Below are 23,145 nucleotides of genomic sequence, written 5' to 3' on the forward strand. Positions count from 1 at the left end.
ATGTCTTTGCTGCTTCACCTCGCTGCCCCCTAATTCCTGAAATTATTTGTTAAAGGGATCGTGTTCGGTCAACATTTTTTCGAGCTTGGCTTCATCGACTCTAGAGATTAAGCGCTTTGACTCATGAACATCACGGGTTGTTTTTGCCAAACTAAAGGTTGAACCTACTGAGAACAAAACGCCCATTCCCATGTAACCTTTAACCCATCCGTTTGCGGGAAGATTGAGAATTCCGAAGGAGATTGCTGAGATTGAAAGCACAAAGGAAGCCCAAACTTGAATGATCCAAGCATTGGTAGGAGCGTCTTGATTAACACCGTATTTTTGCATGACTTTCTTTCAGGAGAAGAGTGAGGATTTTGAGCCACAATAGATTCGTTTGAATCTCCTTAGGAGAATATCAAACTCCTCAGTAGAAAGCGCTAAAAATGGACACTATCCCGCTCTGGCACCTTCTCCGTAATCATTAGAAATGAACTCAAAAAATGATTGATTAAGTTCGACGATCGCTGTTTTTAAAGAAATCCTTTGATCCCCGTAACGAAAGCTACTCAGATCCCTGAAAAGGCTGATTAGACTAGTAGGGATAAATTAAGTTAAGTCCGTCGCTTGCTCGACAGTTGACTCGTGAGCAGAAATGCCTTTCCGTTGACTGCTTTGTCAAACTACTCGTTTCGGCTTCTGCTCGATTACTCCATTCCTCTCATAGATAACCAATGGACACCACAACTGAAAAGCCACCCCAGCATCGCGTCGTAGTCATCGGCGGCGGATTTGGCGGATTGTATACTGCAAAAGCTTTGCGCCGCGCCCCTGTCGAGGTCACGCTCATTGACAAGCGCAATTTTCATCTGTTTCAACCGCTTCTCTATCAAGTCGCGACCGGAACGCTCTCCCCGGCTGATATTTCTTCGCCGTTGCGATCGATTCTCAGCCGCAGCAAAAACACCAGTGTGCTGATGGAGGAAGTCGCAGATATCGATCCCGATCGGCAAATTGTCAAACTCCGCGAACAAGAGTTACCCTACGACACGCTAATTGTGGCAACCGGGGTCAGCCACCACTACTTCGGCAACGAGCACTGGAAAGACCACGCTCCAGGGCTAAAAACCGTTGAAGATGCCCTAGAAATGCGTCGCCGCATCTTTATGGCGTTTGAAGCCGCCGAAAAAGAAACCGATCCTGAAAAACGTAAAGCCTGGTTAACGTTTGTAGTGGTAGGTGGCGGCCCGACCGGGGTCGAGCTAGCTGGCGCGATCGCCGAACTGGCATACAACACATTAAAAGAAGACTTTCGCAGCATCGACACCACCGAAACGCGGATCTTGCTGCTTGAAGGACTCGATCGCATCTTGCCGCCCTATTCACCTGACCTGTCGGCAAAAGCGGAAGAAACGCTAACTGCGCGCGGAGTCACCGTTCAAACCAAAACCAAAGTCACTAATATTGCAGATCAGGTTGTGACGATCGAGCGCGAAAGCGGAGTCGAGCAAATTCCTTCTCAAACGATTCTTTGGGCGGCTGGCGTAAAAGCCTCAGCAATGGGCGAAGTGTTAGCAAAAAAGGCGGGGGCAAGTCTCGATCGATCGGGGCGTGTGATCGTCGAGCCTGATTTAAGTCTGCCAAACCATCCCAATATTTTTGTGATTGGCGACCTGGCGCATTTTGCTCACCAAAGTGATAAGCCTTTGCCCGGAGTCGCGCCAGTGGCGATGCAGCAGGGCGAATATGTTGCCAAACTGATTCAAAAACGCTTTCAGGACAAAACTCTGCCCGCCTTTTCTTATTTTGAGGTCGGCAGTTTGGCGGTGATTGGCCAAAATGCGGCAGTTGTGGATTTAGGGTTCATCCGCTTTTCTGGAATCATCGCCTGGTTTGTCTGGGTGGTTGCTCACATTTATTATTTGATCGAGTTTGATAGCAAGCTGATCGTGATGATTCAGTGGGGGTGGAATTATTTCACTCGCCACCGAGGCGCACGATTGATCACGCATCGAGAGGCGGTACGACAGCCCCCCGAAGAGAAGATGCAAGTCACCACTGAAGAGAAAATGCCCGTCGAGGTTTAGTTCACGGGTATAGAAATCCCGTAGGGGCATGGCTTGCTGTGCCCTAACCTAATAAAACAGTTCAAAATAGGGGCACGTTCCAGCCGAGACTAATGCCGATCGAGAGATTGTCAAGGTCGATCGCCGCACTCGAAGACCGCCCAAACAAATAAGACACGTTACCCGCAACAAACACGTCAGGGTTAATGTTGTAGATTGCCAACGCACTGATCTGATGCTCGGTGTCAGCGCGATCGACCTGAGTAAAATTCTTAAAAGTGAGTCGATAGTCTAATGCACCTTGCAGTTTGGGCGTAATGTCATATCGCAGTCGAGCGCCCAACGTATTCGCGACGCGATTTTGATCATCAGGGTTGGTAAAACTAGCTCTCAACTCATAAAACGAATCGAGCCGTAACTGTTGCCCAAGCTGATCTTGGCGACCCAAAATAAACTGGACAGAATTGTCTTGCAAGAGCCGATCGCCACTGTCTGCGCGATAGAGATTTTCTTGCACCCAGCCCAGTTGACCATAAGTTCCAGGTGCGATTCGCTGCTGAACTGCCACATTAAAATTCAGCAGGTTGTAGTTCGAGTCGCCCTGATTGGCAAACCGTACCAAGCCGCCACCAGCAGACGCAATCAGGCGAGTCGTTTCACCCAGTTTTGGGGTAGCTAACAGCAATCCGCTATTGATAAACACCGTGTCGCTGGGGCTAAACGCGCTGAGGGATGTAATGTTAGAGCTAGAAAACACTGAAGACCGCAACAGTAGCTGCACATCAGGCTGACGACGCTCCGCCACTGCCGGGCGCTCAAGAATCCGAATCTCACCGACTTCTGATTGGGTGTCTTCTGGGTCAAGTGGTTTGATGTCCGATTCAGGCGATGTCAAGTCTGATGGAAATGCTGACGGATCTGGATTGGCTGGAAGTGGACGGGTTGGCACCATTAAATCTGGGGCAGCCTGAGCGATCGAGGAAAACTCACAACTGCCAAACATCGCGAACACACAAAGAGCGATCGAGGAAACACGCATAATCAATCATCCGGGTAGATAAATAAAGTTGAATGGTTATCCCAATTAGCGAACTACGGGCGGCTGATTTGTGACTGGTGGCGGTTGATTATTATTGGCAGGTGGCGTGTTAGGATTTGTCGGCACTGTCACAATCGGTGGTGTTTGCGGAACAGGTGGCGGTGTCACAATCGGCGGTGTTGGCGGCACGATCGGCGGCGTTGGCGGGGGAGGTGTGGGAATGGGACGATCGGGCACCGGAGTCACCACATCACGACGATCGAGATATCCTCGAAGCGGATCGTCTGAATCGGTGGTAATGCAATTGGTTGCTAGAGTGCTATCCCCTCCTCTGGCATTGAGGGTGCAGAGTCCTTCGATCGCTTTGGTTTGCAAATCTAGAGTTGCCAGGGTTGCTGTTCTGACGGCTTTTAAGGTCTGCTGAACAGGGGGTGCTTCTTGGAGCACGATCGGTTCTTGTCCTGGCCCTAAGCCCAAGGCTAACCCACTCGTTTTATAAAACGTCCGTAAGTCAAAGGTTTTGACCTCTCCTAATGTGCCTTTGAGAACGGATACGGTTTGTCCGCCGTTGATAAACAGAAAATTGCCTTTAGAGTCCAAGATTTTGATCGGCGTGCTGGTGAGGTTATAGAAGTCCGTTTTTTGCGTCACGCCATCGACTTGAATGACCATCGCCAGACTTAACACATTTGTGGCGGCCGAGCCTGGCGGTGAGCTAGCCGGAATCTCAGCCACTGCCTGACCTTCTAGCGTTTCGATGCGGGTCGATGCCGTCGTCGGCGGACTCATGATCAGCGCCGTCCCATTTCTAAGCTGAAAGCCCCGCAGCCCTGGAATAAAGCGAAAAACTGCGTTTGAGCCGATTCGAGCCAGAGAGCCTTCGTTAAACAGCAATTCGGCTTTCGATCGACTCGCCGTGCGAAGCGCATCTTGCGGCACCATCACATCTGAAACTCTCGCAGCACGGGGCGATCGATTGTTGAGCAGCAGTTGCACATTGTTGATCAGCTTGTAGACTTCGCCACGGGTCAGCATGGCTTGTTGGGCTGAGGCGGGCATCATCCACACAACCCCTAACAGGCTACCCATGATTACGCTACGACTGAGCGACCTCATATTCATGATTAATCTCTCCTGACTGCACTGTCTTTAAAGTAGGTTTCAGTGTGGTTGTTTATGCGGTTTCTCATCAAATATTGATGATTTGCTTACTACAACCCTATGAATTCCCCATCCGGAAAAGTTTACGATCGGAAATCTATCTCAAGACGGGGCATCAAATTTAGCAAGAGGACTCACAATAGAAGATTATTTACGGTAAGTCTAATGGCGTTAAAACTACATATTCCAACCCTTGATAATCCTGCTATTGCAAAAGAAATTAAAGAAACTATTTTGACGACTGAACCGGATGCCAAAGTCGATATTGATGTTGCTAACAAAACGGTGACGATCGAAGCAAAGGCCTCTGAAGAAACCTTTAAGCAATTGATCACGGCAACAGGACATCAAGTAACGGAGAGTTGAAGGTAGATTGGGTAAGTGAGCGAAATTAAATGTTTTAACTTCACTCACTTGTCTGATCGATCTACCCTCTCATTTTCCATAGCTGTGGCAAAGTTTTATACCGAACTCACCGAACCGCTTCAAAAATTTATCGCTGAACAGCAGATGTTTTTTACAGCATCTGCTCCAATTCATGGGCGTGTAAACCTTTCACCTAAAGGCATCGATACCTTTCGCTGTCTCGACTCTCACACCGTCGCCTATCTCGACCTAACTGGAAGCGGCAACGAAACCAGCGCCCATCTGATCGAAAATGGCCGGATGACGATCATGTTTTGCAGTTTCACGCAACAGCCTTTGATTTTGCGTCTCTATGGGCAGGGCACTGTGATTCGTCCGAGAGATGCTGAATGGGGAAGGCTCGATCGCTGGTTTCTCCCGACTCCAGGCGCACGGCAAATCATCAAGTTAAGGATTGAGTCGGCACAGACTTCTTGCGGTCATGGCGTGCCACTTTATGAGTATCAAGGAGAACGAGAAACGATGATTCGTTGGGCTGAAAAGAAAGGTGAAGACGGACTCAAGCAATATTGGCAAGAAAAAAATCAAGTCAGCATTGATGGATTGCCGACTTATCTATTGAGTGAAACTGAGGTTAACCATCCATAAAATTGCGTGAGTGCGATCGGAAATCGGCTCGATCGGAAGAAAGATTGTCGATCGCTTTATTCAGTGCTACATTTTGTAAAAAGTCAGATCAGTAAGTCAGCTTAATTCAGCAATTTGGGTGGTTAACTCCACTCAGACTCCTGAAGCGGAGGAACCAAATTATTGGGGCTTATCTTCGTGAATTCAACGATTTGAACAACCCGAAGAGGGGCATCTCTCAGCCCTCGCCCGTCAGCTAACTCCGTCAGCATTGAGAGAGGGCTGAAGAGTCAGCATTTTAGTGCTTTAGACTCATCAGTGCCTCTTCCCGTTTCACTCAGTTGTTTGGGGCATTGATATGATTCTTCAGCTAAACTTGGCTGCGATTTTGGCGATCGCAGGTCAGACGACTTGGCAAAAGATGCGTCCTGTGATCTCACGGGATGCTGTTGTCCTGCCGATTTTGGGCTTTTTAGGGGTGATTGCAGTCTGGTGGGTGGTGGCAAGCTTTAACCATGACGTGATGCCCACCCCACCCGAAGCGTTGATCGCAAATTTAGACTTCATTCTGCATCCGTTTTATCGTCGAGGCCCCGGTGATTTAGGCATTGGTTGGCTACTGCTGGCAAGTTTACGTCGCGTATTAATTGGGTTTTCACTCGGCGCACTGGTTGCTATTCCGATCGGGTTCTTAATTGGGATGTCTAAAAAAGCGATGATGGCGTTAAATCCAGTGATTCAGATTTTTAAGCCCGTATCACCGTTAGCGTGGCTGCCAATTTCGCTGGCCATCTTTAATCTGGCTGATCCCTCTGCTATTTTTGTGATCTTCATTACGTCACTTTGGGCAACCATTATTAATACTGCGTTAGGCGTTTCCAGTGTTCCCAAAGATTATCTTGAAGTGTCGCAAATGTTAGGAATGCCTCGTTGGAGGCAGATGATCAAAATAATTCTCCCAGCGAGTCTGCCCTATATTTTTACCGGATTGCGAATTAGTTTAGGCGTTGCATGGCTTGTGATCGTTGCCGTAGAAATGCTGACCGGAGGCGTGGGTATCGGCTTTTTTGTTTGGGATGAGTGGAGCCGCTTAAATCTGAGTTCTGTCTTTTTAGCCGTGTTTGTGATCGGGTTAACCGGACTGTTTTTAGACTTTGCGATCGGGCAATTAGAAACGATCGTAACTCGCAGACGGCGATCAATCTAGCAATCATTCTCCCAACCACTATGACAAATATCTGGACGCGCCGAAAATTTCTCCAGCAAATGGGAGGAAGTGCCGGAGGGTTTGCGCTTTCCTCTTGTGCAATTAATGCCAATCGAGCACCTCAATACCTCTCGGAATCAGCGATGGCGATCGCGCAGGTTGTCAAGCCAGAGAGTTTAGAAAAGCCAAATCTGACGATCGGTTATGTGCCCGTCAACGACTGTGCCCCGTTTGCCGTTGCTTGGGAAAAAGGCTTCTTTCGTAAATATGGGCTAACCGTGAGCCTCAGCCGCGAGGCAAGCTGGGCAACTTCTCGCGACGGCATCATCTTTGGGCGATTAGATGCCTCCCCGGTCGTCTCAGGAGCCGTTACCAACGCCCGTATGGGGGCAGAAGGCGCACGTCACGCGCCTCTTTGTGCAGCGATGACCATCCACCGCCACGGCAACGCGATGACCATGAACAAAGCCATGTGGGATGCTGGACTGCGCCCCTGGTTTGAATATAACGGTGACTTAGCGGCGTTTGGGCAAGACTTTCGCCGCTATTTTGACAATCTGCCGCCTGAAAAACGAGTCTGGGCAGTGGTGCTGAGTTCTGCTATTTACGAATATTTTGTTCGCTATCTGGTTGCGGCAACGGGGGTCGATCCGCTCAAAGAATTTCGGGTGATTATCGTTCCGCCGCCTCAGATGCTGGTCAACGTGCGAATCGGGGCGATGCAGGCATACATGGTCGCTGAACCCTGGAACACACGAGCCATCACAGGCAATGAAGGAGTCGGGTTCACCTTTGCTCAGGGCAAAGAGATCTGGGCAGGGCACCCCGATCGACTCCTCGGCGTGATGCAGTCATTTATTGATCAGAATCCTAAAACGTATCGATCGCTGCTCAAAGCCATGATCGAAGCCTGTCGCTATTGCAGTGATCCGCAAAACCGTGAGGAAGTCACCCGGATTATTTCTACCCGATCGTTTACCGGAGCCAAACCCAAACTGACACGACCCGCGATCGTCGGTGACTACAATTACGGCGGGTTCGACGGCAAAGATCGCACAGTACAAGCGGCTGACACGACGATATTTTTTGACATTCCGCCCAATATTCCCGAAGTGGCAAATGCTCATTCGACCTTTATGTGGCGATCTCACAGCGTTTGGTTGATGACGCAAGCGGCTCGTTGGGGACAGATTAAAGAGATTCCTAAAAACGCCGAAGAGATTGCCCAAAAAGCCTGGAAAACTGACCTCTACCGAGACGTTGCCGCAGATCTGGGCATCGCTTGTCCTGCCGACGATTTTAAAGTCGAACCTGCTGACGTGTTTATCGACAAAAAGGCATTTGATCCCAGCGATCCAGTGGGCTATCTCAACAGCTTTGAAATTCGTGCCGATCGACCCACTCAATTCTATTTGTCTTAACCTTAGTTTGGGAGTTTTGTCATGATTGAATCAACCGCTATGAACGTGTCACATTCTCACTTTAATCAGTCTGAATTTCTGAAGGTTGAGAACCTGCACAAATCGTTTAAAGCTGAAAATGGTCGAGAGTCGCTGGTGCTGAAAGGCATTGATTTAACGATCGCCGAAACTGAATATATCTCAGTCATCGGTCACTCTGGTTGCGGAAAGTCTACCTTGCTGAGAATTGTGGCAGGGTTAGAAAAAGCCACCTCTGGTTCTGTCCGACTACAAGGCCAAGAAATTCGCAAACCTGGCTGCGATCGGATGATGGTGTTTCAACAATATTCGCTGCTGCCCTGGCTAACGGTGCGGCAAAACATTCGACTCGCCGTAGACGAAGTGCTGACCCATCTCTCGCCCGTCGAGAAAAAAGAACTCGTCAACGAACACATTGCAATGGTGAATTTAACCGCCGCCGCAGACAAATATCCCGATGAAATTTCGGGCGGGATGAAACAGCGCGTCGGCATCGCTCGTGCGTTATCAATCCGCCCCAAAATGCTGCTGATGGACGAACCTTTTGGAGCCTTAGATGCTCTGACTCGCGGCAAGCTTCAGCGTCAAGTTTTAGAGATTTGGGAGAGCCATCGTCAAGCTGTGATGATGATTACTCACGATGTAGACGAAGCAATCTATATGTCCGATCGCATCGTTTTAATGACCAACGGGCCCGCCGCCACGATCGGTGAAATCTTAGACGTGCCGTTTCCACACCCGCGCGATCGGGCCCAACTCCGTCAGTCTCCTGACTATTATGAGTTGCGAAATCACGCGCTCAATTTTCTCGATGCTCACTTTGGTGGAGAAGACTAAGCAGCGATCGAAGATTCGGGGAAGCCGGAAAAATGACTCTGAAAGGTGAAGAATTTCTAGGGTCTCAAACGTAAAAGCTACGATAGTTGCTAACTCCTCCTGATCCCGGTTTCCCCATCATGCACCTGCGCTTCTCCCAAGATATCGAATCTTTGCTAAAACGCATCTCTGAGCAACCGTTGACCCTGGGTGCGATTTTGTCAGAGACTTCAGAACGGGGCTTTAGTTTGGTGATTGGGTTGCTGGTGCTGCCTTTTTTGTTTCCCGTGCCACCTGGACTGACGGGCATTCCTGGCGCAGGCTGCGTTTTATTGGGAATGCAAATGGCATTAGGGCGGCGATCGCCGTGGCTCCCTAAAAAAGTGGCTCGATTTCAGTTTCCTCAAGCGTTTGCCAAACAACTGTTGCAAAATGTCAAACGGGTGACTAAAATTCTTGAAAAAATCACTCGTCCGCGTCTGACTCGCGTTGCTTCAAACCCTTATATCTGGCAATTTAATGGGTTGTGTATTACGTGGTTAGCGATTTTGCTAATTGCGCCGATTCCGTTTACCAATCCATTCCCCACCATCGGGATTTTGTTATTAGTCGTTGCGATGTTAGAGTCAGACGGCTTATTGATGTGCATCGCGTATGGGGTGACGTTGCTGATTACGATCGTCTGTGCCATGATCGCTTATCTTCTCTGGCACGCTCCTGGTCTTTTTGAAACCTTGTTTTAGCTGTCTGCCACCCTCACGAAGTGGGGCAAAGCCCTCGCCTAGCCCGTCTTCTCAAGGAGAGCAGGAGCCTCTAGACTCTTGCTCCCTATCCTTGGGGAGAGGGTTGGGGTGAGGGTAAATCCAGTCCTTACTCAATCCGCATTCCTTAGAAATTTTCTCTTCTGGAGATCTCCTAGATTATTCTTTGATCTCGACCCGCTGTCCATCCTTCTCGTAATACATTGGGGGTTCCACTGCAAAGTTATCGATCTGACCCGACTCAGTGATCACATATCCATCTGTCGTCTTTAAGTCAGTGTCTTCTTCTTGTTGAGCCGCCGCTTCCAATTGGTGCTTGTTTTGTTCAACATCTACCCCAGATGGGATACGCTCATCAGCAGGATTTACATTAGTCGGCTGTGCGGTCTGAACTGCCCACTGATCTCCGGCAGCACCTTTGCCAGGTTGCGCGGCGGTAGGATTTGATTCTTGGCTCATGGTGATTACCTTAATGCTCTATTGATGACCTTCAAGATAGGTCGATCGAGCCGTGCTCTGATTCCTTCAATAGTGATAAGTTGATGAGCCAGAAGGAGGAGTCCATCACCATCCATAATTTATACAGGCATCCCGATCGCAAAATGTCAAAGCTTTATTTCGTCAGAGTGTGGGTGTGGTCTCTAAGTGCTATCTTGGTCTGCGCCTTTCCTGTGTTTGCTCAAACTCCTGAGTCAGCTTTGGGCACACCGCCTAAAATTTCGGTGTCTAGTCCTCAAAAACAGAGCTACGACCCGCAAAATGTGCTTCAGCAACTAGCAATGGCAGACGTGGTTTATTTGGGCGAAACCCACGATCGCGCTGACGACCATCGCGCTCAATTTGCAATTATTCAATCACTTCATCGGTTAAATCCCAATTTGGCGATCGCGATGGAGATGTTTCAGCGCCCTTATCAGTCGGTGCTCGATCGCTATCTAGCTGGAACGATCACCGAAGCTCAACTCAAAGAACTGACTGAATATGAAACCCGCTGGGGCTTCCCGTGGGAGTATTACGCTCCGATTTTGCGGTTTGCTAAAAAGAATCGGCTCCCTGTGATTGCCCTCAATACACCGACCGAAATCACCCGCAAAGTTTCGCGGAGTGGCTTAGAAAGCCTGACTCTGGCAGATCGCAGATTTATTCCACCATTGTCTGAGATCCTGGCAGAGCCAGACGCTTATCGAGAGAGAATGCGGCTGATTTATCAAGAAATTCATCAAGGCAAAGGCAACAGCAGCCAGTTCGATCGCTTCTTTTTAGCCCAGATTCTTTGGGACGAAACAATGGCAGATCGGGTTAGTCAATTTCTTCGCACCAATCCAACGACTAATGTTGTAGTGTTGGCGGGTCAAGGGCACATCGTCTATGGTGACGGAATTCCAAATCGAGTGGCTCGGCGAATGCCAAGAACCCAGCGAGGAGCGCTTTTACAGTCGCTAATTTTGCTCAATCCGCCTCAAGAGATGACTGCCAAATCCGATCGACCGATCGCCGATTATTTCTGGAACGCTCAATTTTCTAACTAGTTCGCTTCGGGGCTAAATAAATTGCGCCCGAAATCCAGGTTAGGGCAACTGAGACCCAGAAGGCAGTCAGACAGAAGAGTTGCCATGAGTTGGGGAGGGGTGCGATTAAAAGCGCGATCGCCACAATTTGACTCACGGTTTTGAGTTTGCCCCAAAAATTTGCCCCTTGAATCGCATCTTTTTGTAGGTTGGGATCAACGCGCCACCCCGCGATCGTCAACTCCCGCGCCAAAATCATAAAGACTCCCCAAGCCGGAATCTGTCCCAACTCAATCAGTGATAAGAGAGGAGCCAAAACCAATAGCTTATCGACTAGCGGATCTAGAAACTTGCCCAAATCTGTGACCTGATTGAGTCTTCGAGCTAGATATCCGTCTAGCCAGTCTGTTCCTGATGCCACTAAAAAGACACCCACCATAATCCAGCGAGTTTGTGGAGTGGGATCTTGCAATCCATATAAAAGAAAGGGCACCCCCAATAGACGGGAGACTGTGATCCAGGTGGGCAAATTCATAGGCTTGAGCAAACGGCATCCGCATTCAGCATACGAAAATAGGGACAATCCGAAAAGGATCATCCCTATTTTTCAACAATAGATTTAACTAGGTAGCTGCTGCCCGATAAAGTGAGGCTTGATTAGCAAGCACCCCGTTTCTTGAACACGACCTCGATCGTGCTAATAATCAATCTCAGGTCGTAGGCAATTGACCACTTCTGCTGATAAGCAACATCTAGTTTGACGACATCCTCAAAATCGATGACGCTAGAGCGACCATTGACCTGCCACTCTCCAGTCATTCCTGGCTTCACATTTAGACGCACCCAGTGATGAGGCTGATATTTTTTGACTTCATCTAGGGTCGGAGGACGGGTTCCGACTAAGCTCATCTCACCTTTGAGCACGTTCCAAAACTGAGGAAGCTCATCTAGACTGGTGCGACGCAAAAATGCACCGACGCGAGTGATTCGAGGATCGTTTTCGTTTTTAAAGATATGCCCTTTCGCCTGATTTTCGACCAGGTGCTTTCGCTGTTCTGCGTCGGCAACCATTGAGCGAAACTTCCAAATTCGGAAGGGCTTTCCTTTAACACCACAGCGCGTTTGGCTATAAAAAACGGGGCCTGGATTATCACGCTGAATGGCGATCGCTAAAGGAACTGCCACGATCGCAGTGATGCCCAAGCCAACTACAGCACCCACAATATCAATTAGTCGTTTTAGCTTATTGTGTGCCGAAGAGTGGAGAACCTCCAATTCAACGGGACTCGCAAGTTCGATCGCAGAAATCTCAGATTCTTGAGCGCAGTCAAGCAAGATTGAGTAGGAAGGAGAGGAAATTTCAGGAGACATCATCACGGGCAGCAGCCAATTTTTACAAGGTTGACTTCACTGCCAATATATTCAGCCTCACCCCCTAGACGGTAGGAAAAGGGGCGACATTTGCTCAATCTTTGAACTGACTCAAGTTTTTATGAAGTTCAGATAGGGCTTAAGAAAATCTTCCTTAGATGGGTGCCCTGTCGATTCACTTTTTGCGAGGCTGAAGATTCTTATCTAAGTAAATAGATCATCCATCCCAGACAATTTGATCACACTCGGAGGGGCAGAAGACGATGATTGAGAGTCCGCCGAATCAGAAGATGTCCCGTCTTGCTCCTCTCTTTCTAGCTGAGACTCCTCACTAACTTGACTTAAAGCACTCTGGCCAAGCTCTGCATTCTGAGCAGGGTGTATAGGCAATAGATCTTCTTCTGGCGTGTAGGTTGTTTCTGTAAGCGCGGGTGGCGCAACTGAAACGACGTTAAGAGGCTCCTGCGTTCCACGACTTATTTGCTCTAACAAATCGGTGAGCGTGTGAATAGAATCAGACTCGTTGCAGAATAGTTCAGGGGTTTCTGTGCGAGAAGTCGGTATTTCAGTTCCAGGGTAAGGAAGCGATATCGTCGTTGGGTCAAAGGCTGTATGCGTAGCTCTAGCCGCGATCGCGCTATTGCCGATCAACGGGGCGGGATTCTGAGTTAATTGAAACGGCAACCCGCTATCCGCTAATTGAGGTTGAGACTGCAAATGGGAGGATTCTTGACCCAATTGCTGCGCCAGACGGCTGATTAGCTCGGTAAACATAACTTCTCCCTGCTCCCCTAAGCCATGGAGCTTGGCGAGTCCTTGAGAGAGCGAATTTTGGTAAGCGTCGATATCTTGCTGTAGCGAATCAAAGACGATCCTTAAGGTAGCGTCGAGTGTGCCCAACACTTGATCGGCGCGATCGTGTACAGTCTGCAACTGCTCAACTTGAGAAGACTTGAGAGCAGACGGATCGGATTGTTCGAGTGCGTGGCTGTGGATCTGAGCCTCTAGCTGCCGAACTTGACGCATCAGCGCATTTCGCTGCTGGGTTAGAGTGATCACTTCAGATTTCAAGGGTCTAAGCAGCGTTGAGCGCAACTCAGTGATCTCTTGCGTCATAGACTGCATGACTTGTTGGGCATTAGCTTCTGACTGATTTAGCGCCGCAGATTCTTGCGTCGTTTCAGCAAAATTTGCCGCCGATCGTTGCTGCCCAATCAAATAATCACGCACTCGTTGCAAGACTTGACGCTGCTGATTGATTTGCCCACTTGCTGCCCAAGGAAGACGAGAAACCGCTTTGCTAAGTGCGCTGTCAACTTGGTCAATGAGGATCTGAAGTTGATCTATCTGAGAAGTCACGATCGCGTCCTTGATTAAAGTTTTGCAGAACTGAGGAACCCCTTTCTTGAAACCTGAATCACTTTAAGAATTCATCGTTACGGAAAGCGTCTAAAATATCACTAGATAACAGACAGAAACTCAGTATTAAATTGAGATGTTTCAGCACTATAGCGGAGCGCTTTTTGTAGTTTGTCCAATTTTAGCGGTTTAACTGTGGTTTCCTCGGATGTCAGCAAAACTTTAGGCTATGATGTCGTGTGGTTTACGCTAGTTAATGGAGTAGCGGCTGCCTCAACTCTTTTGAGATAGATGATCGTGAAACAAACTACGGAATCGTCATCTGTCATTAAGCTACCAACTACTGTATAAAAGCGACTAACTACTGTATAAATTAATTGCCATAAACTCTTGCTTCTACACATGCCTATCCGCTTAATTGATCTGTAATTCTACTAATTTTAAGGAATAAGCTCTACTAAACGAACAGCCCTGAATTTAGGTTTTCTAAAATTTCGCTCTTCAGTGTGACCTGCCCCCCTCAAACTAAAGTTCCAATGGAAGATTGGCATAACTCGCCCGACAACTCCTCTAGTGAATCGATCACCTCTGCTCCCTTTTTTGACGGGTTGCCAGAGGCGGCAATTGAGAAAGCGACTGCTCATGTGGTGATGCGAAGCCACCCTGCAAATCAAGTCATTCTTCTAGAAAATGACTGGGGAAGCTCTGTTTATTTTATTTTGACGGGCTGGGTAAAAATTAGAACCTATAACCTCGACGGCAAGGAAGTCACCCTCAACATTTTGGGCAAAGGAGAACTGTTTGGAGAGATGGCACCCCTAGATGAAGTGCCGCGATCGACCGATGTGATCACGCTGGCTCCGACGGCGATCGGCAACATGCCCGCTCAAGATTTTGTGCAACTGCTCAACCACGAGCCACAAGCAGGAGTCAGACTGGCTCAACTCATGGCGCGTCGTCTGCGACAGGTCAATCGGCGGCTGAGACTGCGAGAATCTGACAGCACCTCACGGGTGTCAGATATTCTGCTGTTTTTAGCCGAAGGTCAGGGCAAGCGCAGCCTTAGAGGAATCGAGATTCCCAACCTTCCTCACCGCGAATTGAGCAGCCTGAGTGGTCTAGCGCGAGAAACGGTGACCAGAGTGTTGAGCAAATTAGAGAAGAAAGGATTAATTGAGCGCGATCGTGACACCCTCTGCATTCCCGACCCGCACGCGCTAGAACGGCTGATGCTTTAGAGAATTGGCTGCATTTTTAGGCAGGCTTGCAGGTCTAGTTGAGCCAGTTTGGGGTAGGGGTCTGCGATCGTTTGTTTGCCCCGCAGAAAGCCAATACTTGCGCCTGGGCAGAGAAACCGCAGCGTGTCGGGTGTGAATTGATCCAATAGCGTTTGGACGCTGCGAATTTGACGAACCCAATGAAAGGTTTTGGCAGTTCTGAGGGGCGCGGGGTTGCCGTGACGATCGGGCACCAGATGCCGACCTGAAAACAGCACTCCCCCCCAAGCCTGGTGATAGAGACAGGCAGAACCCGGAGAATGTCCTGAAGTCCAGATCAGGCGACTGTGATTGAGGCTCAATTCTTCGCGAAAGACCGTCAGCGCTAACCCTGGTAGTAAGTAGGCTTCTTGCTCTTGAATCACGACTTCACAGCCTAATGCCTGCTGAATGTCTCTAACTTTGCCCATGCCACCCCGATGCGTCATCACCAACCAGCGCACCCCCTGCGCTTGCAAAAAGGTTTGGTTTGCCTCATCCCAGGCAGGGCAGTCTACTAAGATATTGCCTTCTGTTTCTATAATCAGATAAGCTGTTCCACCCAACGTATCTCGATTGGGCGCAAACGCAAAAATAAAGTGAGGAGAAGAGCCGTCATCGCTGCTTAAAACGAGACGGGGCGGTTTGGAAGATGACACCTTTTGACGAGATGAACTAGCCTGAAGAGGAGTGGAAGAGGAAGACGCAAATTGTTCTGAAGGCACTGGTGTTATAAAAATATTGACTGATGGGCTGTCAATTCTAATAGTAAGGAATGCGAATTGAATAATATCGGTTACTTGCAATGATAATGGGCACGGCAGTGCCATGCCCTTACGCGATCCTAAGTGGTTCGCCCCTGTTGATTTTGCCAGATTGTTGAGGATTCTACAAAGAACGAAAAAATATTAGGCTTCTGCAACTTTACCCATTGAATCTATTAGCAAACGGTGGCAGTGGGTTGAGTGCTATGGTTTAAATCCTACCGGGGCATCTCTCAACGACTAAACAAGGCTCTACGACGGTGTTTCGGAATCTACTGCATCATAAATTCTTAAAATTCAGCGCATGAATTGGATCTGGTTATTTGTATTAGGACTGATTACATATTTTATTGTGCAGAGAGTGACCGGAATCACTCGCACTCCTGTTTGGGTGCTCTGGCTCGTTGCCATGATGCCTGCGTTTTTGCTCACCGCTTGGGCGATCGCGTTTGGAACACAGCGACGAATGCCCTTAGAGTTGGTCATTTTGCTGTTTGTGGGCTGTTTGGCACTTTATCTATACTTAATTCAAAAAGGGCGAATTGCGCCGACTTCTGCGCTCGATACGGCTTCCCAAACGCCATCTTCGACCCCAGAAACGCTATCTGAGCAACCTGTTGAGCAACCTGTTTCGCGCCCTATTAATAAAGCCGAGGAGACCAGTTTACAAGGCTGTTTTCCCTGGTCAATTTATTATTTACAAAATATTGAATATCGTCCGCAAGCCGTGATCTGTCGGGGACAGCTACGCACCGTGCCAGAAGTTGCCTACAAGACAATCCAGGAAAACGTCGAAGGAAAATTTGGCGATCGCTTCTTTGTCGTGTTTCAAGAAGGGCTGAACGATAATAAACCCTTCTTTGCGCTGGTGCCTAACCCTCAAGCCAGCGTAGAGGCGAGACAAAATCAACGGCTGACTCGTCCTGGCATTGCACTGGGTCTAGCGGCAATGACGCTGCTTACCACAACGCTGGCAGGGTTAGAAATTGCCGGGAAACAGCCTACTTTGGAACCCTCCGTATTAGTGCAAGGGTTGCCCTATGCGCTGGCAATCATGGGATTTTTTGCCATACGATCGCTGGGTTCTTATTGGACAACTCGCCGCTACCACATCGCCGCGACTCTGCCCTATTTCATTCCAGTCATTCCCCTGCCGCTGATCCCCTTGGGGACGGTTGGCTCGTTTATTCAGATTCGATCGCCGATTCCTCACCGCAAAGCGCTGTTTGATGTGGGTGTGATTGGCGCATTGGCAGGACTTGCGATCGCGATCCCCCTGCTGTTTTGGGGCTTAGATCATTCCAGCGTGGTTGCCCTACCGCCTAAACCAGGAGCCGGGTTACTCAGCTTTGAGGCACTGAATCCTAAATATTCTGTGGTGCTGGCAGTGTTAGGAAAGTTAGCTCTCGGAAGCGAGTTGGTGGCTCAAAAGGCCATTAATCTGCACCCGATCGCTGTCGCGGGCTGGATTGGCTTGCTGTTTAGTGCCTTTAACTTGATGCCCGTCGGACAGCTAGACGGTGGACGGATGGTGCATGCCATGTTTGGGCAGCGCACCGGAGCCGCGATCGGACAAATTTCTCGATTGCTGCTGCTGGTTCTCTCATTTGCCCAACAACATTTGCTGCTGTGGGCAATTTTGCTATTGCTGCTTCCTGCCACTGATGAGCCTGCGCTGAACGATGTCACTGAGTTAAACAACGTCCGCGATGTGATTGGGCTGTTAGCGCTGGCTCTAGTGCTGCTGATTATTCTGCCTGCACCTAAAGTCGTGTTGGCGTGGTTGAGTTTATGAATACTCCAGTCAGCGCACCTCAAACCCTGCATCAGAATCTACTCTCATTGCTGGTATATCGAGAGATTTTAAGCGATCGGGTGGGGCAAGCCTTTTTAGAGTTGTTGCAGTCGCTCACCCGTGCAGACAGTTCCGCTGCGCTACAGGCTTATGGAACTTGGTTTACGGCACTGGCTGAACGCAATCAAGGCTGGCAGGAATATGTGCTCGATCGGCTTCTGACCGCAGAAAATGCTTTTTCTCGTCACGTCCAAAAAGCTGACGATCTCCCGTCTGCCTTGATCAAAGCAGTAAAGCGCGACCTACAGATATTACAGAGTCTCTATGGCTGTGGGAGTGAGCAAATCTGTGAGTGGGTTACCCAACAAACTTCATCTGAAAATTTAACTGCTTGGTCAGATGAGTTATCCCAAAAAATGACGGTGAGTGACTCAGAAAAGATCGCCTCACAGCTAAAGACTAAGCTAGGAACGATGCCAGATTGGGCGGAAGCTTTAGAAGCGTTATCTGCCTACTACCGCGAGTTTGGGACGGGAATTTTTGCAGAATATCGGGCATTTCGTTGGCAAAATGGGCAACTGAACGCGATCGCTCATCCCGATTCGCTCCGAGCATCTGATTTGATTGGCTATGAAAGTCAGCGTGAAATGCTGCTCAAAAACACAGCGTTTCTGCTGTCTGGTCATGCGGCTCTGCACGTTTTGCTTTATGGCAGCCGGGGATCGGGGAAGTCGTCTCTCGTGAAGTCGCTGCTGCGAGAGTATGACGATCGTCAGCTTCGTCTGATTGAAGTCGGCAAATCTGAACTCAAAGATCTGCCCGAAATCGTTGAGCCATTGCGGAATTTACCTCAGAAATTTATTATTTTTGTCGATGATTTATCGTTTGAAGAAGACGATGATGCTTATAAAGCGCTAAAAGTTGTGCTGGAAGGTAATCTCACGGCTCGTCCTCAAAATGTCGTAGTTTATGCCACCTCAAATCGACGGCATTTAGTTCGCGAGTTTTTTGACGATCGTCCTCGCCCCAAAGATGCTGACGAAGTTCATCACTGGGACACTGTGCAAGAAAAATTATCGTTTAGCGATCGCTTTGGCTTAACGCTCACCTTTGAACCTGCGGATCAAACCACTTATTTAAAGATGATTGATCACCTCGCACAACGGGCAAAAATCACGCTAGAGCCGCAGGATTTGGAGTATCGTGCTTTGCAGTGGGCAACTCGACATAACGGGCGATCGGGCAGAACTGCACGGCAGTTTATTGATTTTCTGCAAGCTGATTTAGCCCTATTTGAGCCATCAAATCAATGACTTTTATCTATCAACGAACGGTGCGTTTTGAAGATACTGATGCGGCTGGCGTTGTTTATTTTGCCAATATTCTCAAGATTTGCCATGAAGCTTACGAAGAAATTTTGATCGCCGCAGGCATTGATCTGAAATCATTCTTTCGAGATTCTGATGTTGCCGTTCCCATTGTTCATGCGGATGTTGATTTTTTTCGCCCTTTACACTGTGGCGATCGCTTATCGGTGCAAATCAGTCCTCACCCGATTAATGACAGTGAGTTTGAGATTATTTATGAAATTGGGTTAGCTGATTTCGATCGTCCCGCAAGTCGAGCCTCGACTCGTCATGTTTGCATTGATCCGGTGGGTCGATCGAGAAAAGAGTTGCCGTCTAAACTGCGTCAGTGGGTGCAGCACTAATCTGCTTTTGTTTGAGAATGCACTGTCCATCTAATATCGTGACTCCGCCTGCTGTGGTGAGGCGACATTGAGGCATGACTTGAGCGATCGCCCCTAACTTACCAGCTTTTAAATAGGCGATCGCACGTCCGGTTTCAGGTTCAAATAGTCGAAACCAGCGATAACTTCGGAGATATTCAGGTTTAAATGCAGCTTGATCAATTAGCCAATAGTTAATGCGGTATTGCTGGATTAGTCGTTTTGCAAGCGCCAGATCAGGGCTGTATTGAGCCTTTAAAAGCTCGATCGTTCGCTGACGAATCTGATTATAGTAGCCCAGATGAAACGGCACTGCATATTCTTGAGCAGTGAGCGTAGACCGTTGACCAAACATCGGCAAGTTACTGCCGTCTAGCCCTAAATAAGCCGTCAAGCTGGACTTTGGGCTAGCTTGCAAAAATCGGTAGAGCGCAGGGTTTCCGCCCGTGACATAACCCATTTTGGGAAACTCCTTCCACACCAGATGAGGATATAGCGCGGCTGCCACTATCCATACTCCAACCATGCCATGCACCAGCAGATTGCGAACAGAAGATCGGGCTTGCCGTGCCCAATTAAGCAGCGAATTTAGCCCGATCGCCAAGACGATGCCTGCTGATATTGCCATTGCGACCCGCCAACTATGAGTTGTGTAGCGACTCGGAAAGTGGAGTTTGGCAAACATTATGTGAGCGATCAAGAATCCTACTACGCCCGATAGCGCCAACTGCGGTAGGAGTTTCCATTCCGATCGCAGTTGCTTTAAAAGCGGAATCTGGGGGCGAAACTTGAGCAGCCACGGCAACAATAACCCGATCGTGATCAAAGGTGGATTCGCGGTAATCTGAATTCCGCTATCAGTGCCATCTAACCAAAATCCAAAAAAACTGGGAAAGAAAAAGGGCAATCGTCCTCCCGGCAAAAACTCAGGCATGGTGCGGGCTTGAGCCGCTGTTACCGTGGGCGCGAACTCTGACTGACTCAACACATAAGGAAGCAGTGCCGCGATCGTTAAAACTAAAATCCCTAATTCTAAGCGCAGTGGTTTTGGAAACCAGTCGGCTGCAATCCACGATCGCAGTGAAGAACGCTTTAGGCTTCTCACTCGATTAGCTCGAATAGAACTTCCAACAAACCACAGACAACGCAAACTGATAAACAAAGCGATCAACACGGCTGACAGAGGGCAGAATAGGCTCATCACCAATACTGTAATCGCTAAGAGAATCCAAGCCTGTCGCGCTAGGTAATAGAGAAAAGCAATCAGCAATAATTCCCAAAACGATCGGGGAGATGCAGAGGCAAGATCATCTCGCTGCCAACAGCTTTGCAGCAAAATCACACTGCTAAAAAAACCTGCGATCGGAATCGGAAACAACTGCACTGTTAACCGATATCCATACCAGCCTACAAGCAGACTGAGAACCAACGGCAGCAGCTTGCTGAACACCAAGGGAGAAATCCCCATTGCCATCATGCGATAGAGCGTTCCTAGCCCCCAAGGAGTGACAGACTGAAAATAATCTGCCATCAAATCTTGCGGAAAGAGTTGCGGATCGAGAAACCGCTGCATCCAAATTAGATAGACTCGCGCATCGTCCTGAATCACATATTCGCTAGAAAATGCTTCCTGCAAGGCCAACCCGCCATAGAGAGCGGCAAACGCTAAACTCAGCACCAGCCAAAGTTCTGCTGATCGAAAACGGTGAGCGATCGCCAAAGAAACGGCGCGAATGTTCATAAAAATCGGTCTGCCCATTAGCAGCAGGAAGCAACAAATGTGTTGCTAAGACTACCACAGGATGATTGACGTGAAATTCGTCGCTAGAGTATGACTCGATCGCTGCGACTCAGCTTCACCTTTTAACTGCTCACAAAATCTTTGACACTTTCTTCATTTAACAGTTAGACTGTATGTAGTCATAACGACTTCGTTTTAGTCTTGTCGTGAGTTCATCTCTATTAACGTAGACAACTTTGCTCTAATTTTTGCAAACTAAAGCGTGAGTCTCTTCAGAAAACTTTTTAATCACAAAGAGGAACATTCAGAATGGTGAAAGTCGTTGCAATTGGGGGAAGCTTACGATCGGGTTCCTCCACCTATCTGGCACTTCAGCAAGCCGTTGATCGCCTGGCTGCCTTGGGCGCTGAGGTCACACTGCTTGATTTGCGAACAATGGATCTCCCATTCTGCGATGGAGGAGATGACTATTCTGACTACCCTGATGTCAAGCGGTTGCAAGATGCCGTCAAAAAGGCGGACGCGATCGTGCTAGCAAGCCCCGAATATCACGGCAGCGTCAGTGGAGTGCTAAAAAACGCTCTAGATTTAATGGGCTTTGAAGAAATGGCAGGGAAAGTCACCGGGCTAATCAGCGTCTTGGGCGGACAGGCAAACAGCAACGCCCTCAACGATTTGCGCTTAATTATGCGGTGGGTGAATGCGTGGGTGATTCCTGAACAAGTCGGCATCGCGCAGGCGTGGAAAGCCTTTGATGAAGACGGCAAACTCTTAGACAACAAACTTGCTGAACGGTTCGATCTCTTTACCCAAAGTCTGGTGGACAATACGCGCAAGCTTCGCGGCGTGAATTAGAAATGTGCTAACCCTTCTCCTTGGCGAGAAGGGAACCAGAACTCTCCTGTTCCCTCTTTTTGGGGAGAGGGCTAGGATGAGGGCGGAGTATTGATGCAGGAAGTCTAATACGAAGTGGTTCCTTTTTCAGAGCCTTCTTTGCTCAAATAGGATTCTCGTCGCCTCACAGCAGCTTCCTGCATCAAATGCGCTTTTTCCATACTCTGCAACCATTGTTTGTATAAACCAGAAAAGTAATTAACTGCTAACTATTATTGACCTAAAGGTAGACGCAGGGTGAACTCAAACAATTCAATCTTTAACATAACTCTTTTAGCAATGTTTGAGACTCCAACACCGAGTTCTAGATTTTTTATCTCTCTGAAGTCATCCCATCTATCCAAGTCTTTTCAGGGAAGTTACTATGTTTATCGACTACATCACACTCATGCTGATTAACATGGTCGCGGGACTCTGTTTACTAGCGTATTATGTTTATGCTGGGTTAGAAGATGCTCATCAGAAACGCTGGATTCCTGGTTTTGGGATTTCAGGTGCGATCGCGTTAACCACAGGGTTACACATGATGTTGACTTGGCCCGTCCCAGGCAGCTTCAATATTGCGTTTGGTGAAACGAGTGTTTTATTTGGCATTCTCTTTGTTGGCACCGCTGTTGCGATCGCTCAAGGTTGGGATCTGATCGCCTTAGCCCTCTATAGTTTTTTTGCGGGCTTAGTCGCGATCGTTGTCGGCATCCGCATACTAAATCTAGGACTGACTAACCAACCCTTAGTCTCTAGCATTGGCTTTATCTTGACCGGAATCGGTGGCGTTTGTGCATTACCAACATTACTGTTGTTTCGAGAGAATCGCACTTGGCGACTCGTTGGCGCGATCGTATTAGTTGCAGCAGCACTGATCTGGGCATTCACCGGATATTTAGCGTATTGGAACCACTTAGAGAGCTTCCAGCAATGGGTTCCACGCACGATGCGGTAGCTTCAAACTTTTGAAAAAAGCTGCAAGAACCTACTATTTTCGACCAGAATCGGTACGATCACAACCAAACTTTTGGCTAAAATACAGTGAAAGTGTTGAAACTGCGATCGACGGCAAAGTAAGCTTCAAGAGTAATGTTCTAGACGTGTTGTTCGGGTCTAAATGGGGAGTCCAAATATGACTCGATTCATGTCCCGTCGCTTCGACTTTTGTTTTGGTTTCTGTTGCCCTGTCAGGATGCGGTAGCTTCGCTCCAGGTAGTGTTCGATCGTCAATCACAATATCGGCTTTCGTGACTGTTTCGCGGGACTATTTAGGAAAGGC

At 48.5% G+C, this 23,145-nt stretch carries 23 protein-coding genes and 1 riboswitch; of the genes, 14 read left to right on the forward strand and 9 right to left on the reverse strand.

The annotated features are described in order from the left end of the window. Window positions 1-42: 42 nt before the first annotated feature. Complete coding sequence (locus C7B65_RS08805) at window positions 43-330, reverse strand: YiaA/YiaB family inner membrane protein (protein ID WP_073070786.1); 288 nt, start codon at window positions 328-330, stop codon at window positions 43-45. A 386-nt stretch (window positions 331-716) separates the two neighbouring features. Here C7B65_RS08805 and C7B65_RS08810 point away from each other — a divergent pair, with 386 nt between their 5' ends. Then, a complete protein-coding gene (locus C7B65_RS08810; RefSeq protein WP_073070785.1) occupies window positions 717-2,069 on the forward strand; it encodes an NAD(P)/FAD-dependent oxidoreductase in 1,353 nt (450 codons plus the stop codon). A 61-nt stretch (window positions 2,070-2,130) separates the two neighbouring features. Here C7B65_RS08810 and C7B65_RS08815 read toward each other — a convergent pair whose 3' ends face one another. Together C7B65_RS08815 and C7B65_RS27365 are read right to left on the reverse strand one after the other, a co-directional pair. Next, window positions 2,131-3,087, reverse strand: coding sequence for an outer membrane beta-barrel protein (locus tag C7B65_RS08815; RefSeq protein WP_143162037.1), 957 nt, complete (start codon window positions 3,085-3,087; stop codon window positions 2,131-2,133). A 45-nt stretch (window positions 3,088-3,132) separates the two neighbouring features. After that, window positions 3,133-4,209: a FecR family protein gene (locus C7B65_RS27365; protein ID WP_143162036.1), complete on the reverse strand. Its 1,077-nt coding sequence runs from the start codon at window positions 4,207-4,209 to the stop codon at window positions 3,133-3,135. Between the two features lie 204 nt (window positions 4,210-4,413). On the opposite strand from C7B65_RS27365, the gene C7B65_RS08825 reads away from it, so the two are divergent. From C7B65_RS08825 to C7B65_RS08850, 6 genes are all read left to right on the forward strand, one after another. Beyond that, window positions 4,414-4,614, forward strand: coding sequence for a cation transporter (locus tag C7B65_RS08825; protein WP_073070781.1), 201 nt, complete (start codon window positions 4,414-4,416; stop codon window positions 4,612-4,614). Window positions 4,615-4,698: 84 nt separating this feature from the next. Next, the gene (locus C7B65_RS08830) at window positions 4,699-5,262 is read left to right on the forward strand and encodes a pyridoxamine 5'-phosphate oxidase family protein (RefSeq protein ID WP_073070780.1); all 564 of its coding nucleotides are present in this window, start codon (window positions 4,699-4,701) and stop codon (window positions 5,260-5,262) included. An 88-nt stretch (window positions 5,263-5,350) separates the two neighbouring features. Continuing rightward, window positions 5,351-5,526, forward strand: a riboswitch (cyclic di-AMP (ydaO/yuaA leader). 73 nt (window positions 5,527-5,599) lie between these two features. After that, the gene (ntrB, locus tag C7B65_RS08835) at window positions 5,600-6,448 is read left to right on the forward strand and encodes a nitrate ABC transporter permease (RefSeq protein ID WP_073070778.1); all 849 of its coding nucleotides are present in this window, start codon (window positions 5,600-5,602) and stop codon (window positions 6,446-6,448) included. A gap of 20 nt (window positions 6,449-6,468) precedes the next feature. Beyond that, on the forward strand, window positions 6,469-7,869 hold the full coding sequence (locus tag C7B65_RS08840) for an ABC transporter substrate-binding protein (protein ID WP_073070776.1): 1,401 nt from the start codon (window positions 6,469-6,471) through the stop codon (window positions 7,867-7,869). A 21-nt stretch (window positions 7,870-7,890) separates the two neighbouring features. Next, entirely contained in the window at window positions 7,891-8,724 is an 834-nt protein-coding gene (locus tag C7B65_RS08845) for an ABC transporter ATP-binding protein (protein WP_073070775.1), read from the forward strand. An 86-nt stretch (window positions 8,725-8,810) separates the two neighbouring features. Then, window positions 8,811-9,446, forward strand: a complete 636-nt coding sequence (locus C7B65_RS08850; protein ID WP_223257344.1) for an exopolysaccharide biosynthesis protein — start codon at window positions 8,811-8,813, stop codon at window positions 9,444-9,446. 177 nt (window positions 9,447-9,623) lie between these two features. Here the strand turns inward: C7B65_RS08850 and C7B65_RS08855 are convergent, their stop codons facing one another. Next, on the reverse strand, window positions 9,624-9,923 hold the full coding sequence (locus C7B65_RS08855; RefSeq protein WP_073070772.1) for a hypothetical protein: 300 nt from the start codon (window positions 9,921-9,923) through the stop codon (window positions 9,624-9,626). Window positions 9,924-10,006: 83 nt separating this feature from the next. On the opposite strand from C7B65_RS08855, the gene C7B65_RS08860 reads away from it, so the two are divergent. Next, window positions 10,007-10,993 carry a ChaN family lipoprotein gene (locus tag C7B65_RS08860; RefSeq protein WP_223257343.1) on the forward strand — a complete coding sequence of 329 codons (987 nt, stop codon included), beginning with the start codon at window positions 10,007-10,009 and terminating at the stop codon, window positions 10,991-10,993. Here C7B65_RS08860 and pgsA read toward each other — a convergent pair. The 3 genes from pgsA to C7B65_RS08875 all read right to left on the reverse strand — a co-directional run bounded on the left by pgsA (window position 10,986) and on the right by C7B65_RS08875 (window position 13,702). Further along, entirely contained in the window at window positions 10,986-11,507 is a 522-nt protein-coding gene (gene pgsA / locus C7B65_RS08865; RefSeq protein ID WP_073070768.1) for a CDP-diacylglycerol--glycerol-3-phosphate 3-phosphatidyltransferase, read from the reverse strand. The genes C7B65_RS08860 and pgsA overlap by 8 nt on opposite strands. 122 nt (window positions 11,508-11,629) lie before the next feature. Further along, window positions 11,630-12,346: a sugar transferase gene (locus C7B65_RS08870; protein ID WP_223257342.1), complete on the reverse strand. Its 717-nt coding sequence runs from the start codon at window positions 12,344-12,346 to the stop codon at window positions 11,630-11,632. A 201-nt stretch (window positions 12,347-12,547) separates the two neighbouring features. Beyond that, the gene (locus tag C7B65_RS08875) at window positions 12,548-13,702 is read right to left on the reverse strand and encodes a hypothetical protein (protein ID WP_073070766.1); all 1,155 of its coding nucleotides are present in this window, start codon (window positions 13,700-13,702) and stop codon (window positions 12,548-12,550) included. Between the two features lie 536 nt (window positions 13,703-14,238). On the opposite strand from C7B65_RS08875, the gene C7B65_RS08880 reads away from it, so the two are divergent. Beyond that, window positions 14,239-14,940, forward strand: coding sequence for a Crp/Fnr family transcriptional regulator (locus C7B65_RS08880; protein ID WP_073070764.1), 702 nt, complete (start codon window positions 14,239-14,241; stop codon window positions 14,938-14,940). Here the strand turns inward: C7B65_RS08880 and C7B65_RS08885 are convergent. Further along, on the reverse strand, window positions 14,937-15,617 hold the full coding sequence (locus C7B65_RS08885; protein ID WP_106253979.1) for an MBL fold metallo-hydrolase: 681 nt from the start codon (window positions 15,615-15,617) through the stop codon (window positions 14,937-14,939). The two genes, C7B65_RS08880 and C7B65_RS08885, sit on opposite strands and share 4 nt — an antisense overlap. A 409-nt stretch (window positions 15,618-16,026) precedes the next feature. On the opposite strand from C7B65_RS08885, the gene C7B65_RS08890 reads away from it, so the two are divergent. From C7B65_RS08890 to C7B65_RS08900, 3 genes are read left to right on the forward strand one after another with little or no spacing between them, the layout of a single operon-like run. After that, complete coding sequence (locus C7B65_RS08890) at window positions 16,027-17,517, forward strand: site-2 protease family protein (protein WP_073070761.1); 1,491 nt, start codon at window positions 16,027-16,029, stop codon at window positions 17,515-17,517. Beyond that, on the forward strand, window positions 17,514-18,830 hold the full coding sequence (locus C7B65_RS08895) for an ATP-binding protein (RefSeq protein WP_073070759.1): 1,317 nt from the start codon (window positions 17,514-17,516) through the stop codon (window positions 18,828-18,830). Before C7B65_RS08890 ends, C7B65_RS08895 begins: the two co-directional genes overlap by 4 nt. Continuing rightward, complete coding sequence (locus C7B65_RS08900; RefSeq protein ID WP_073070758.1) at window positions 18,827-19,228, forward strand: acyl-CoA thioesterase; 402 nt, start codon at window positions 18,827-18,829, stop codon at window positions 19,226-19,228. Before C7B65_RS08895 ends, C7B65_RS08900 begins: the two co-directional genes overlap by 4 nt. Here the strand turns inward: C7B65_RS08900 and C7B65_RS08905 are convergent. Continuing rightward, window positions 19,200-20,987: a hypothetical protein gene (locus tag C7B65_RS08905; protein ID WP_073070954.1), complete on the reverse strand. Its 1,788-nt coding sequence runs from the start codon at window positions 20,985-20,987 to the stop codon at window positions 19,200-19,202. The two genes, C7B65_RS08900 and C7B65_RS08905, sit on opposite strands and share 29 nt — an antisense overlap. Before the next feature lie 309 nt (window positions 20,988-21,296). Here C7B65_RS08905 and C7B65_RS08910 point away from each other — a divergent pair, with 309 nt between their 5' ends. Continuing rightward, window positions 21,297-21,842, forward strand: coding sequence for an NADPH-dependent FMN reductase (locus C7B65_RS08910; protein WP_073070756.1), 546 nt, complete (start codon window positions 21,297-21,299; stop codon window positions 21,840-21,842). A 403-nt stretch (window positions 21,843-22,245) separates the two neighbouring features. Further along, complete coding sequence (locus tag C7B65_RS08915; protein ID WP_073070755.1) at window positions 22,246-22,821, forward strand: DUF981 family protein; 576 nt, start codon at window positions 22,246-22,248, stop codon at window positions 22,819-22,821. Window positions 22,822-23,145 lie beyond the last annotated feature (324 nt).

The sequence above is a fragment of the Phormidesmis priestleyi ULC007 genome, from assembly GCF_003003695.1.
Lineage (GTDB): Bacteria > Cyanobacteriota > Cyanobacteriia > Leptolyngbyales > Leptolyngbyaceae > Phormidesmis_A > Phormidesmis_A priestleyi_A.